General features: G+C 61.3%; 10 protein-coding genes. 3 read left to right on the forward strand and 7 right to left on the reverse strand.

From position 1 onward, the window contains the following. The 3 genes from P2W41_RS06700 to P2W41_RS06710 are packed head-to-tail and all read right to left on the reverse strand — an operon-like array spanning position 1 to position 4,776. Entirely contained in the window at positions 1-2,811 is a 2,811-nt protein-coding gene (locus tag P2W41_RS06700; protein WP_404934647.1) for a DUF4159 domain-containing protein, read from the reverse strand. After that, positions 2,808-3,725 (reverse strand): DUF58 domain-containing protein, encoded by a 918-nt coding sequence (locus tag P2W41_RS06705; RefSeq protein WP_404934648.1) that lies wholly within the window; start codon positions 3,723-3,725, stop codon positions 2,808-2,810. Before P2W41_RS06705 ends, P2W41_RS06700 begins: the two co-directional genes overlap by 4 nt. Before the next feature lie 28 nt (positions 3,726-3,753). Then, a complete protein-coding gene (locus P2W41_RS06710) occupies positions 3,754-4,776 on the reverse strand; it encodes an AAA family ATPase (RefSeq protein ID WP_404934649.1) in 1,023 nt (340 codons plus the stop codon). A 160-nt stretch (positions 4,777-4,936) separates the two neighbouring features. Here P2W41_RS06710 and P2W41_RS06715 point away from each other — a divergent pair, with 160 nt between their 5' ends. From P2W41_RS06715 to P2W41_RS06725, 3 genes are read left to right on the forward strand one after another with little or no spacing between them, the layout of a single operon-like run. Beyond that, complete coding sequence (locus P2W41_RS06715; RefSeq protein ID WP_292900251.1) at positions 4,937-5,566, forward strand: DUF1285 domain-containing protein; 630 nt, start codon at positions 4,937-4,939, stop codon at positions 5,564-5,566. 2 nt (positions 5,567-5,568) lie between these two features. Further along, positions 5,569-6,201 carry a CoA pyrophosphatase gene (locus tag P2W41_RS06720; RefSeq protein WP_404934934.1) on the forward strand — a complete coding sequence of 211 codons (633 nt, stop codon included), beginning with the start codon at positions 5,569-5,571 and terminating at the stop codon, positions 6,199-6,201. Beyond that, positions 6,201-7,469, forward strand: coding sequence for a CCA tRNA nucleotidyltransferase (locus P2W41_RS06725; protein ID WP_404934650.1), 1,269 nt, complete (start codon positions 6,201-6,203; stop codon positions 7,467-7,469). Before P2W41_RS06720 ends, P2W41_RS06725 begins: the two co-directional genes overlap by 1 nt. Before the next feature lie 22 nt (positions 7,470-7,491). Here P2W41_RS06725 and P2W41_RS06730 read toward each other — a convergent pair whose 3' ends face one another. From P2W41_RS06730 to P2W41_RS06745, 4 genes are all read right to left on the reverse strand, one after another. Beyond that, positions 7,492-7,677, reverse strand: a complete 186-nt coding sequence (locus P2W41_RS06730; protein ID WP_223021259.1) for a DUF1059 domain-containing protein — start codon at positions 7,675-7,677, stop codon at positions 7,492-7,494. Positions 7,678-7,796: 119 nt separating this feature from the next. Then, complete coding sequence (locus P2W41_RS06735; protein WP_404934651.1) at positions 7,797-8,687, reverse strand: LysR substrate-binding domain-containing protein; 891 nt, start codon at positions 8,685-8,687, stop codon at positions 7,797-7,799. A 328-nt stretch (positions 8,688-9,015) separates the two neighbouring features. After that, the gene (locus P2W41_RS06740) at positions 9,016-10,902 is read right to left on the reverse strand and encodes an ABC transporter ATP-binding protein (protein ID WP_404934652.1); all 1,887 of its coding nucleotides are present in this window, start codon (positions 10,900-10,902) and stop codon (positions 9,016-9,018) included. Then, positions 10,899-12,746 carry an ABC transporter ATP-binding protein gene (locus P2W41_RS06745; RefSeq protein WP_404934653.1) on the reverse strand — a complete coding sequence of 616 codons (1,848 nt, stop codon included), beginning with the start codon at positions 12,744-12,746 and terminating at the stop codon, positions 10,899-10,901. Before P2W41_RS06745 ends, P2W41_RS06740 begins: the two co-directional genes overlap by 4 nt. Positions 12,747-13,250 lie beyond the last annotated feature (504 nt).

A 13,250-nucleotide genomic window follows, 5' to 3' on the forward strand; every position in this document is an offset into this window, starting at 1 on the left:
CTACTGCCCCAACCGTTCCAGAAGGACCGGCACATGAACCTGATCCGATTTGTAGTTGCCGGTGAGCATGTACATCATGATGTTCACGCCGGCGCGGTAGGCGTATAGGCGCTGCAGCGGGTCGTTGGGCACGGTCGGCAATAGCGGCTCGCCGCTGGCGTCCAGCGCCCAGGCACCTGCAAGGTCGTTGCCGGTGATCATGATCGGCGTCACTCCGTCACCCACCCGAACGGGACGGTCGGAGCGGGTGGAGGAGTCGAGCGAAGCTTCCACCCAGAGCGGGCTGCCGCGATAGCGGCCCGGAAACTCCGGCAGTATGAAGAAGGACTTTGTCAGCACATGGTCTTCGGGCACCGGCTCCAGCGGTGGCACGTTGAGGCCGGAAAGGATATCGCGCAGACGCTGTGTGGCGGGTGTCACGGCATCCGAGCCGAACCCGCTTGAATACTGGTCGCGGGTGTCGAACAATACCGTTCCGCCAGACTGCATATAAGCGTCTATGCGGGCGATCGCCTCTTCGCCGGGCATCGGTGCGTCCGGGTCAATGGGCCAGTAGATCAACGGGTAGAAGGAAAGCTCATCAGTGGCGATGTCGACGCCTGCGGGTTCCCCGGGCTCCAGCGCAGTCTTGGCTGCAAGGAAGGTTGACAGCCCCTGAAGACCGGCGCGGCTCGTTGCATCGAGCGAGGAAAGCCCGGTGATCACATAGGCGATGCGCGTTTGCGAAATCGCTTCGACGGCGTCTGCCTCGCCTGCCCGCTCGTCCTGCGCCCGGACTGTCTCCGGTGTCATCATTGCAAGCGCCAGAGCCATCGCCAGTGCGGTGGTGGCGCCCTTGGCCAGTCGCGGTCTGCGGCGTAGCCGCCCCCCGAGCCAGAGAACAGCCAGCGTATCGAGTGCTAGCAGTGCAAGGGCGGCTGCAAAGAGCGGTCCCTTCAGCGGCTGCTGCTCGTCGAGGCCATAAGAGATCGTCGTCATCGGTGCAGGAGCCTCAGGCCGTTCAATCGGGGAGAGCTCGACATCGGGTGCGAGCAGATTGTGCGCCACAACACCTTCCTCGCTGCCATAGAGGCCGGGAGGATGTTTAAGCGTCACGGCGCTTGTGCCTGCCGCAAGAGGCTCGGCTTCGCCGGAGGGCGGCACGAGGCGCCCTTCCGCCGAAATCAGGCGATAGGGTGCGAGTGCGCGCCCGCCTTCGGCACCTGCAGTGTTGAACGCACCCTGATTGCGCGACATCTGGACGATCCGGCGCAACATTTCCACGAAACTGCCCGAGATCGGCAGGTTCGACCAGGTGGCTTCCGGCGTCACGTGAAAGAGCACGATCTGGCCTTCGCCGCGCGAGACGCCGGTCACCAGCGGCGTGCCGTCGGCCAGGTTGGCCCAGCTGCGTTCCACGATATCGGGTGAGGGTTCGGCCAGGACCTGACGGTTCACCGTCACGTCGCGCGGCGGTGCCAGGTCGGAAAAGGGGCCATTGCCCGGAAACTCCGCAACGGGCTGTGGCTCGGTCCAGGAGAGCGCGCCGCCGAGCGACCGTTCGCCCAGCCTGAGCCGAACGGGCAACAGATCCTCGTCATTGTCGGCTGCAGCGAGCCTGGGCCCGGCAAAGCGCACCAGCGTGCCACCACCGTTCACCCAGTCGATCAGGGCCTGTCTTGGGGCCGCCGGCAACGTTCCCACATCGGCCATAATAATGACCGCCGGGTTCTGTTCCAGCAGCTCCGGCAGCGCTTCCGTCAGCTCGGCGCTGGAAGGCTCCAGAAGGTCGGCAAATGGCGCGAGCGCGCGCTCGATATAGTAGAGCGGCGAAAGCAGCGGCTGCGCCTGATCCGCCTCGCTCTGTGAAATAAGGCCGATGCGCCGTCGCTTGCTGTTTTCATCCAGAACCCGCAGTCCGGCGGCCTGATTCTGCCCCTCGATCCCCACAGAGACGAAATCGTTCCGCAGTTCAAAGGGCAGGCGCATGGAACCAACAGCCCGGGTTTCGCCTGCGCCGAACGTGATTGTCGTTTCGGCGATGCGCCGGCCTCTCTCGTCATTCGCATAGGCAACAGCCTGACGCGGACCGGTATCGTTTTGCGCGCGCGTTGCCGTGATCTCGAAGGCCTCCGCCGTGTTTTGCGTATCCGTCGCCGCCAGCAGGTCAAGCCGTTCGGGCTGTGCCCACAAGATCTCAGTTGGGCTACTGGAGAAAAGCTCGCCGAAGGCGGCTTCATCTCCACTCATGGCCAGACCGTCAGTGAGAACAGCAACAGCGGCGCCCGGAAGATCCTCAAGCGCACCAGCCACCCGGCCATAGATGGACGGCCGGTTGCCCGGTACGGGTCGCGGCTGCGCGGCGTTCAACTGCTCCAGAGCCGTATCGGCATCAAACGGGCCGATTTCCTGGTTCTGTTCTTCCGCCGTCAGCGCCAGAACGACTGGCTGCTCATTGGCGCGTGCATCCTCGATCAGGCGTGTGGCTGTGGCCACACGTTCATCCCATTCAGGAGCCACAGCCCAACCATTGTCGAGCACGATGGCGAGTGCCGAGCCTCCGCCCGCCGCTTTGTCGCGGGGGTTCAGGACCGGGTCGGCCAAAGCGAGAATTACCAGCGCAGCCAGCATCAGCCTGAGCAATGTCAGCCACCACGGGCTCTTGTGCGGCGTTTCCTCGCGTTTCACCACCCGTGCCAAAATTTTCAGCGGCGGAAAGGTTTCCGTTTGCGGTCGTGGCGGTGTGAGCCGCAAAAGCCACCAGATTACCGGCAGGGCGATCAGGCCCCATAGCAGAAATGGTTGCGCGAAGGAGAGCGAAAGCCAGTTCACAAGCTTCCCTCCAAACCGAACCCGGCATCGGCACTCATGCCGTTGTGAACATTGACCAGCGCCTCAGCGGCAGGCCGGTCGGTGTGATGCGCCGTGTAGCTCCAGCCGAGCCGTTTGCACCAGAAAGCCAGTTCCTCGCGCCGGGCGAGATACAGCCTGCGGTACTCGTCTGCCAGTGTTTCGGCGCGGCCTGCCGTCAGCTTTTCGCCCGTTTCAGGGTCGGCGAATTCGGTGCGGCCGCTGTAGGGGAAGCTCTCTTCGGCCGGATCGGCAATTTCAATCAGGTGGGCACGTGCGCCACGGCTCGCCAGTTGGTCGAGCCAGGCGATGGTTTCTTCCACCGGATCGAGAAAGTCGCTCACCAGAACCACGTCGGAGAAGCGACGGATCTGCAGAAGGTCGGGCCGGGCCGGCAGGTCGGGGGTATGCATGAGCTGGGCCGCCAGCCGTTCTGCACCATTGCGGGCGGAAAACGGGTCGGTGACGCCAGGCCATGCGATCCGCTCGCCGCTTCGCGACAAGAGTTCTGCAAGCGCAAAGGTCAGCACCAGCGCCCGCGCTTCCTTGGGCGTTGGCGCCAGCGAGGATTTGTAGAGCATGGAAGGCGATGGGTCGGCCCAGAGCCACACCGTGTGGGCCGCCTCCCATTCGCGGTCCCTCACATAAAGATGGTCGTCGCGCGCGGAACGCCGCCAGTCGATGCGTGAAAACGCTTCGCCCTCCACATAGGGACGGAACTGCCAGAAATTCTCGCCTATTCCGCGTTTGCGTCGTCCGTGCCAGCCGGCGATCACATTGTTGGCGACGCGCTTTGCATCCACAAGCAGGTCAGGCATCAGCGCGGCCCGCGCACGCGCGCGAACCAGCGCATCGCTCGATGCGACCGGTGTGGAAACTTCGCCGATCTTCGCCATCAGGATCCTATCTGGAGCGCGGGGTCCATCAGTCGAGCGCCTTCACGAGGCGCCGGATCACGTCGCGCACGGTCATGCCTTCCGCCCGGGCCGCGAAGGTCAATGCCATCCGATGTTGAAGCACAGGTTCGGCCAGCGCCCGCACGTCGTCCACGGAGGGGGCGAGCCTGCCGTCATAGAGCGCCCGGGCACGGGCACAGAGTGTCAGTGCCTGGCTGGCGCGAGGGCCGGGGCCCCAGGCCACATGGCGGTCAGTGTCGGGGTTGCCGACGCCAGGTCTCGCCGTGCGCACCAGTTGGAGAATCGCATCGACCACGCTCTCGGGCACGGGCATACGGCGGATCAGCATCTGGATTTCCTTCAACCGCTCCGGCGAAAGCGCGTTCTTTGCCTCAGCTTCATCCGTGCCCGTGGTTTCGAGAAGGATGCGCCGCTCGGCGTCAAGTTCGGGATAGAGAATGTCCACCTGCATCAGAAAGCGATCGAGCTGTGCTTCCGGCAAAGGATAGGTGCCTTCCTGCTCCAGCGGGTTTTGGGTTGCGAGCACATGGAAGGGTGAGGGAAGGTCGTGTCGGTGGCCGGCCACGGTCACGTGATATTCCTGCATCGACTGAAGGAGCGCGGATTGGGTGCGCGGGCTGGCGCGGTTGATTTCATCGGCCATCAGAAGCTGTGAAAAGATGGGACCGGGCAGAAAGCGGAAGGAGCGCTTGCCCTTCTCATCCTGCTCCATCACTTCCGAACCCAGAATGTCGGAGGGCATCAGGTCCGGTGTGAACTGGATGCGTCGTGCATCGAGACCGAGCACAACGCCGAGCGTCTCCACCAGCTTTGTCTTGGCCAGTCCGGGCACACCGACGAGCAGTGCATGGCCGCCGGCGAGGATTGCCACCAGCGTGCGCTCCACCACCGCTTCCTGCCCGAAGATTACCTGCCCGACGCCATCGCGCACCTTGGCGATATCCGCCAGCGCGCGCTCGGCTTCTGCGACCATTTCCTTGTCGCTCATGTGCTTTTTGCCGGGGAGTTCGTTTTTGGAAACAATGCTCATGCCGTCTTGATCCTCATTGAAAGCCCCGCGCGACTAGTGGGCAGCAGGAACGGATCACACCGGCACGTGTCTGGAGCGATTCGTGCCTTCACGTCCCTTTGGCAAATTTAAAACACTCAACAAGGCTGACAAGCGAAACAACAGTGACTATTTCGTGACCATGAACAAGAAAACGAGCAAGACCACATCAGGCCTCGCCGGAGCTTCTGACACTGCCAGTCTGGAAGCTATGATCGCTCGCGCCGCCCGTTCCGACAAGGGCGTGCCGCCGGTGGAGCGCTGGAACCCCGAGTTTTGCGGCGATCTCGATATGGAGATTCGCGCCGATGGTACCTGGTTCTACATGGGAACACCGATCGGACGCCCGGCGCTGGTTCAGCTTTTCTCTTCCGTTCTGCGCAAGGATGAGGATGGAAAAACCTATCTCGTAACTCCGGTGGAAAAGGTTGGCATTCGCGTTGAAGATGCTCCGTTTCTTGCAGTGGAGATGGTCGTGACGGGGGAGGGGGAAGCACAAGCGCTTACCTTCCGCACAAATGTCGGTGATGTGGTTGAAGCCGGTCCCGAGCACGAATTGCGCTTTGTGGATCAGCCGGAAACAGGCGGATTGAAGCCCTATCTGCATGTGCGCGGAAGGCTTGAAGCTCTTGTGGCGCGCTCTGTCATGTATGATCTGGTGGAGGCGGGCGAGGAGGTCGAGATCGGCGGGTGTCTTATGTTTGCGATCCGCTCGCGCGGCGCGGTGTTTCCCGTCATGCCCGCCGACGCGTTGCACAGGCTGTCGCAATGACCATGACAAGCGCCTCCACGCCCCTTTACTCGGCCGAAGAGTTTCGCCGGCGCGCGGCACTCCAGCAGGGGCCCGCCGGGGGGGAAGATTACGGCGACCACACACTGAACCCGGATTTGCGTGAAATGATCGTGCGACCCGGTCTGCGCGATGCAGCGGTTCTTATTCCCGTGGTGGACCATGCGGATGGCGCGTCGGTCATTCTGACCCAGCGTACCCAGGCACTGCGCAATCACTCGGGCCAGATAGCGTTTCCCGGTGGGCGTATCGATCCGGAGGATGCCTCGCCGGAGGCCGCGGCATTGCGCGAGGCGGATGAGGAGATCGGCCTTCTTCCCGACGCGGTCGATGTGGTCGGGCGCATGCCCGACTATTCTACCGGAAGCGGATACCGCATCGCACCGGTTCTGGGCATCGTTCAACCGGGCTTCGATTTGCGCATCAACCCCGACGAGGTGGATGCAGCTTTCGAGGTGCCGCTGGCCTTCCTGATGGATCCCGCCAATCATCGGCGCGAAAGTCGTCTGTGGCAGGAAAAGGAAAGGTTCTACTATACCATGCCCTTCGGCGAGCGCTTCATATGGGGTGTTACTGCGGGGATCATTCGCACTCTTTACGAAAGACTTTATGCTTGATGGACAAGCGGTTGATTTCAGATTCGGAATGGCTGTCCGACAAAAAACTCCAGGCGCTTCTTGCTGCACTTTCTACGGAGGGAGATGAGGCGCGTGTCGTTGGCGGGGCAGTGCGCAACACGCTGCTTGGCCAGTCCGTGACCGATATCGACATTGCCACCACCACGGAGCCGGACGAGACGGTGCGCCGGGCGCGCGGCGCCGGTTTCCGCACCGCACCGACCGGCATCGAACATGGTACTGTCACGGTGATCGCTGAAGGCCGGGCCTACGAAGTCACCACGCTGCGCGCCGATGTGGAGACCGATGGCCGGCATGCGAACGTCACTTTCGGTCGCGACTGGCGCAGCGATGCCGAACGGCGTGACTTCACCATCAACGCGCTTTATGCCCGCGCGGATGGCGAGATCGTCGATCTGGTGGGCGGCTTGCCGGATCTCGAAAGCCAGACCCTGCGCTTCATCGGCGATGCCAATACGCGGATTGCCGAGGATTATCTGCGCATACTGCGGTTTTTCCGCTTCTTCGCCTGGTATGGGCGGGGGCGCCCCGATGCGGCGGGGCTCAAGGCCTGTGCACGCCATCGCGACGGGCTGGAGCGGTTGTCGGCCGAACGTGTCTGGGCGGAGTTGAAAAAACTTCTCTCGGCACCGGATCCCTCACGCGCCCTCCTGTGGATGCGCCAGACAGGCGTTTTGACGAAAGTTCTTCCGGAATCGGAAAAATGGGGCATCGATACGATAGCTCCGCTGATCGAGACAGAGCAGACACTGGGCTGGAAGCCCGAGCCATTGCTGAGGCTTGCCGCAATCATTCCGCCCGATGGTCCCCGCATTTCAGAACTGGGGAAGCGTTTGCGCCTGTCCAATGCGGAGAAAAAAGCACTTTCTGGCTGGGCGAGTGCACCGGTTGCGCCAGCTGATCTGAGTGAAAGCGGATTCAGAAAACTTGCATACCGAGCCGAGGGGGAAGGCTTTTTGTGGCGTCTGAAACTGGCTTTGGTGAGCGCACGCGCGCGAGCCTCGCAAGACGACATGGCCTTGACGGAAGCAGCGGGGTATACCCGCCTCATGAAGCTTGCCGAGGCATGGCAAAAGCCGGCTTTCCCGATCAATGGGACCGATCTGGCAAACCTTGGACTTGAAAAGGGAAAGTCAGTCGGGGACACCCTCGCGCGGCTGGAGGAGGACTGGGTCAACTCCGACTTTTCATTGAAACGCGACGCGCTGCTCGAGCGCGCCGCCTCAATCATCTCTTCCGCCGGATGATCTCTCCGGCTTGCATGGGTGGTCAGGCCGCGTTGCGCGCCTCGCCGATGCGTGAGCGAATGGCTTCCACCATGCTTTCGCGGATCACGGTTTCGCCGTGAGCTTCGCGCATGTGCTCGGCTGCACGGCGAATGACTTCCGCCTCTTCTTCATGGCGCGTATGCCAGTCGCAGCCTGGAACGAGCGAGCCGCAATGAAATTCCTTCATGAGACGATCCTCCTGTTCTCAGTTTATGCGTGCCATGAACTATAACACGGAATGCGGCAAGAGGTTGCCGATGGAAAAAACCGTGATCGGACCGGCAGATTTTACCGTAAACGCAACGGTTACTCCGCCAGCATCTGCGCAATCTCGCTTCGTAGCCAGGTCTTGAAACCGCGCACCTTTGCAGGCTCCGGCCGGTTTTGCGAAGTGATCAGCCAATAGCTGAAGCGTGTCTTCGCGCGCTCGCGGAAGGGGGCGACGAGTTGACCGCCGCGCAGGGCATCATGGGCAAGCGTGTGCCATGCGAGCATCACGCCCTGTCCGGCAATTGCCGCATCAAGGCAGAGTGCTGCGTCGGTAAACGTATCGCCTTCAGCCAGATCCCGTTCGTCGAGGCCCAGCGGTTTCAGCCACACATCCCATTCGATGTTGGAGTTGGCATCGCGGATTATGGGGGCGGTCAGGACGTCTTCCGGTGTTTTAAGGTGCTCGGCGATCGCAGGGGCGCAGACAGGAAACACTTCCTGCGGAAGAAGATATTCTGCGCGCACATCCGGCCAGTTCCCCTCGCCGACACGGATCGCAAGGTCTATGTCAGTACTGTCGAGATGCACCAGACCGATGGAGGCTTCAAGCCGGAGCTTGGTTTCCGGGTGTGCTCTTGCATAGCGTGCAAGCCGCGGCACCAGCCATTTGGCGGCAAAGACCGGAGCGACCGAAATCGTCAACACCGAGTCCGTGTCATGCCGCGTCAACGCCACCGCCGAATCCAGTGCCTGAAATCCTATGCCCAGGCGCTCAATGAACTGCCGTCCGAGCGCAGTCGGGCGTATGCCGCGTCCTGTCCGCTCGAAAATCGCTGCCCCGAGCTGTGCTTCGGTCTTGAGCACCTGCTGGCTGACGGCGCCGACGGACACGCCCAGCTCTTCTGCGGCAGCACTCAATGAGCCGCCGCGGCCGACCGCTTCCACGGCGCGGAGTCCGTTCAGGTGAACTCTTGGCAGATTTTTCATGCAGTTTTTCTAAAGCATCCGATAGGCAATCTCCATTGAAAATCAGTGCATCCGCATGGATCTTGGCTGTTGAAAACGCCATTCCTCGAGAAAGGGAATGCAATGATACAGTTTTTCTGGATAAAAGTTCAGGCTTTCAGAGCCCGTTACCGGCTGGCTCGCAAAGCACTGGCGGAAGCCGAATGGCAGCACGACCCGTTGGCTCATCCGGTTTTGCGTCGGATGTCGATGGAGGAGCTGGCGGACCTGCCGATGAACAGGATCGGTAGCGCAGGAAAGGCCGGGTTCGCCCGGTCCTCCACGCCTGCGACTGCATGTGTCGACGAGGCTATTCGGCGGCCATCCGCTCGCCCAGAAAGCCCCCTGACTGGCGTTTCCAGAGTTGGGCGTAAAGCCCGTTCAGTTCCACCAGCGTCTCATGGGAGCCTTCCTCCACGATACGTCCCTGATCAAGCACGATGATCCGGTCGAGCGCGGCGATGGTTGAAAGTCGGTGTGCCACCGCGATCACCGTCTTGTGCTCCATCAGCCGCTCGAGATTTTCCTGGATCACGGCTTCGATCTCGGAATCGAGCGCCGAAGTCGCTTCGTCAAGGATGAGGATAGGCGCGTTCTTCAGCATCATGCGGGCAATCGCGATGCGCTGGCGCTGACCGCCGGAGAGCTTGACGCCGCGCTCGCCCACCACTGCGTCATAGCCGGTGCGACCTTTCGGGTCCGAAACATTGAGAATGAACTCGTGGGCCGAAGCACGCTTCGCCGCGGCAATGATATCCTCTTCGCTGGCTTTGCCCCGGCCATAGGCGATGTTTTCGCGGATCGAGCGGTGCATGAGCATCGGCTCCTGGCTCACCACGCCGAACTGGTTGCGCAGCGATGCCTGCGTGACCTCGGTGATGTCCTGCCCGTCGAGCAGGATCTTTCCATGTTCAGCCTCGAAGAGCCGGAGCATCAGGTTCACGATGGTGGTCTTGCCGGCGCCCGAAGGCCCGACCAACGCGACCCGCTCACCCGGCTTGATATGCAGGTCGAGCCCTTCGATGATGCCGCTTTCCTTGCCATAGTTGAACGTGACGTTGTCGAAACGGATGTCCCCCTTCGCACGCTCCATCTCTCTGGCATTGTCAGCATCGCGGATTGCCGGCTCTACCGAAACCACCGTGGTGGAATCCTGGACGGTCGCATAGTTGCGGATCAACCCGTTGATGTTGAACATCATCCAGCCCGACATCTGGTTGAGCCGGAAAACAAGGCCCATCGCTGCAGCGATCTCACCGGTGGTGATGGCGCTGTCCATCCAGCGGGAGACGGCAAGAACGAAGATCGCCGCCATCATGAAGCCGTTGACGATGGCCACGGTCACGCGCACACGAGTGATGGCGCGCGTCAGTTTTTGCACCGCATTCAGGAAATGCGCCATGCCCTCGCGCACATAGGAGTGTTCGCGCTGGCCACTATCGAACAGTTTCACCGCGAGGATGTTTGTAAACGCGTCCACCATGCGCCCGTTCAGGATGGAGCGCTGGTCTGCGGTGCGGCGGCCAGCCCGCCGGAGCGGGGGCAGCAGGTAGCGGGCAACCGCCATATAGGCCACGAGCCAAAGCAGGACCACCAGCCCCATGAACGGGTCGAGCACGGTCAGAATGGAAGCGGCCAGCACCACGAAGGTGAGGAAGCTCCACATGGTCTGCAGAACATCGATGATGAAATCGCCGGTGGCCTCGCCACCCTGCAGGATCTTGGTCGCGATGCGGCCGGCGAAGTCGTTTTGATAGAACTCATAGGGTTGTTCGATGACCCGGCGGAACGCCTGCCAGCGGACACGCTGGTAAAAGGCGGGCGCTATCACCTGTTCCTCTAGGATCGTGTTGCCGATGATCACCACCGCGCGGATCACAAGGAGCAGGGCAAGAAAGGCCGCGAGTTTACCCCAGTGGTCGGCGATCAGTGTCTGCGGCGAAGCCGAATCCAGAAGATCGATCAGCCAGCCCAGCGCCCAGTAGAGCCCGGCATCGACGGCGCCCATCAGTCCGCCGGCGATCAGAAGCAGGATAAACGGCCATTTGGCCTGGCTCGCAAAAAACAGGATGAACTCATGCGCCTTCACCGGCAGCACGGAGCGCCCGGTGTCGCCGAAGGGGTCGATGACCCCTTCGACACTACGCCAGAGGCTTTCCGATCTGGGCGGTTCTCTGCTTTTCTCGTCTTCGTTCATTCCGCAGCCTCACTCACTTCCAGATCGAGGAACCCGCCGGACTGACGTTGCCACAGGCTCGCATAGAGCCCGCCCGCAGCCACCAGTTCGTCATGTGTCCCTTCCTCGACAATGCGGCCCTTGTCCATGACAACAAGGCGGTCCATCGCGGCGATGGTTGAAAGCCGGTGCGCAATGGCGATCACCGTTTTTCCCTCCATAAGTCGATAGAGGTTTTCCTGGATCGCCGCCTCGACTTCCGAATCGAGCGCCGATGTCGCCTCGTCGAGAATGAGGATCGGTGCATCCTTCAGCATGACGCGGGCGATGGCAATGCGCTGGCGTTGGCCACCGGACAGTTTTACGCCCCGCTCACCCACATGCGCGTCGAAGCCCTTGCGGCCTTTCGGGTCGCTCAGCCCGTCGATGAAGCCCATCGCTTCGGCACGGCGAGCCGCCTCCAGCATCATCTCTTCAGTGGCGTCGGGTCGACCGTAGAGTATGTTGTCGCGCACGGAGCGGTGCAGCAGGGATGTGTCCTGCGTCACCATACCGATCTCGGCTCTCAGTGTATCCTGTGTAACCGTGGCAATGTCCTGCCCGTCGATCAGTATGCGGCCTCGTTCCAGGTCATAAAACCGCAACAGCAGGTTGACGAGTGTAGACTTGCCAGCACCCGAACGGCCGACCAGACCGACCTTCTCGCCTGGCTTTACCGTCAGGGAGAGATCTTCGATCACGCCGCCCTTCTTGCCATAATGAAAGCCGATCCGATCGAACTCGATCCGGCCTTTCGGTACGGAAAGAGCTTTCGCGTCGGGCTTGTCGTCCACCAATCGGGGCAGCGAAATTGAGCCGATGCCATCCTGCACGGTGCCTACATTCTCGAACAGACCCGTCAGCTCCCACATGATCCATTGCGACATGTTCCAGAGTCTCAGAACCAGACCGATGGCCACCGCCACCGCGCCGACCGTTATTTCCCCGCCGACCCATAGTGTGATCGACAGATAGCCCACCGCGACAAGGCAGGCCGAGTTCAGGAAGTAGAGAAGGCCATAGAGACCCGTGACGTAGCGGAACTGGGAATAGACGGTCTGCAGGAACCCGTTCATCCCTTCACGCGCAAAGCCGGCCTCGCGCTGCGCATGCGAGAAAAGCTTCACCGTCTGGATGTTCGTGTAGCTGTCCACCACACGCCCTGTCATGATGGAGCGTGCATCGGCTTGCTTTTCGGCGACCTTGCCAAGGCGCGGAATGAAGTAAGCCATCAGGGCAATATAGCCGGCGAGCCAGAATAGGATCGGGAGCGACAGTCGCCAGTCGGCAGAGGCTGTCAGGAACAGAATGCCGACGAAATAGATCACGACATAATTGAACACGTCGAAGGTCTTCACCACGCATTCGCGCACCGCAAGCGCGGTCTGCATGAGCTTGGTTGCGATCCGACCGGCGAATTCGTCCTGATAGAAGCTCATCGACTGCTTGAGCAGATAGCGATGCACCTGCCAGCGGATTCTCATGGGGTAGTTGCCCATCAGAATCTGATGGTTGTTGAGGCCAGCAAGCAGGATCAGCCCGGGCAGGATAAAAAGGATGAAGCCTGCCATGGCGAGGAGACGTACCCCTTCCTCGTCGAGGAATGTGGCCGGCTCTCGGTCCGACAGCCAGTCGACTATGTCTCCCAGAAAGGCGAACATCCAGACCTCCGCCAGGGCGATGGCTGCCACAAGAAATGTTCCCAGCAGGACATAGGGCCATGCCCCCTTCGTGAAATGCAGACAGAAGGCGAAGAACGTGCGGGGTGGCTCCTGCGGTTCTTCGTCTGGAAAAGGCTCAAGCCTTTGTTCGAACCATTGAAACATCGTCTCAGGCGTCTTTCATTCTGGATCCCGCAAACGTGATGTGTTGAATCACGTTTGCGGGGTAGTTGTCTGTGTTCAAAAAGCTTTTCCGCGGGCGGCGGCTGGCGGAAAAGCGATGACTGCCGGTTGCTCGGCTATCTGTGGCCCTTGCGCGGCACGGATGCCGCAGGGCCGTTCGTTCGCGTCTTGCCCGACCCGGTCAAGGGACCCGCACTTAGCGGAGGGGGGTGCCCGATACTGCCCTTTTCAAGGGCCTTATTATGCGGCGGAACCGCGGGCTTGCCGAGAGCGGCCTTGAACGCTCCTGAAAGAGAGGTGACAGGAGCGGTGTCGTTTCCGCGCTTGAGTGCGGAGACGGCCGGATCGGTTTTCGCGATATTGTTCGTGCGGGGCGCGATGCCCCCTTTTTGAAAGCGTGCAGTCATGATGCAAATCCATTGTGTCAACCGGAAGAAACGGTCGGCGGATTCGCTCGCTTGCTGCTTTACCTGTTCTGAAAAAGCT

The sequence above is a fragment of the Nitratireductor sp. L15S-10 genome, from assembly GCF_045011005.1.
In the GTDB taxonomy this organism is placed as follows: domain Bacteria; phylum Pseudomonadota; class Alphaproteobacteria; order Rhizobiales; family Rhizobiaceae; genus Nitratireductor.

Excerpts from the sequence above, each read along its gene's own strand:
- P2W41_RS06705 (WP_404934648.1), bottom strand. The coding sequence starts at position 3,725 with ATGGCGAAGATCGGCGAAGTTTCCACACCGGTCGCATCGAGCGATGCG.
- P2W41_RS06710 (WP_404934649.1), bottom strand. The coding sequence starts at position 4,776 with ATGAGCATTGTTTCCAAAAACGAACTCCCCGGCAAAAAGCACATGAGC.
- P2W41_RS06715 (WP_292900251.1), top strand. The coding sequence starts at position 4,937 with ATGAACAAGAAAACGAGCAAGACCACATCAGGCCTCGCCGGAGCTTCT.
- P2W41_RS06720 (WP_404934934.1), top strand. The coding sequence starts at position 5,569 with ATGACAAGCGCCTCCACGCCCCTTTACTCGGCCGAAGAGTTTCGCCGG.
- P2W41_RS06725 (WP_404934650.1), top strand. The coding sequence starts at position 6,201 with ATGGACAAGCGGTTGATTTCAGATTCGGAATGGCTGTCCGACAAAAAA.
- P2W41_RS06730 (WP_223021259.1), bottom strand. The coding sequence starts at position 7,677 with ATGAAGGAATTTCATTGCGGCTCGCTCGTTCCAGGCTGCGACTGGCAT.
- P2W41_RS06735 (WP_404934651.1), bottom strand. The coding sequence starts at position 8,687 with ATGAAAAATCTGCCAAGAGTTCACCTGAACGGACTCCGCGCCGTGGAA.
- P2W41_RS06740 (WP_404934652.1), bottom strand. The coding sequence starts at position 10,902 with ATGAACGAAGACGAGAAAAGCAGAGAACCGCCCAGATCGGAAAGCCTC.
- P2W41_RS06745 (WP_404934653.1), bottom strand. The coding sequence starts at position 12,746 with ATGTTTCAATGGTTCGAACAAAGGCTTGAGCCTTTTCCAGACGAAGAA.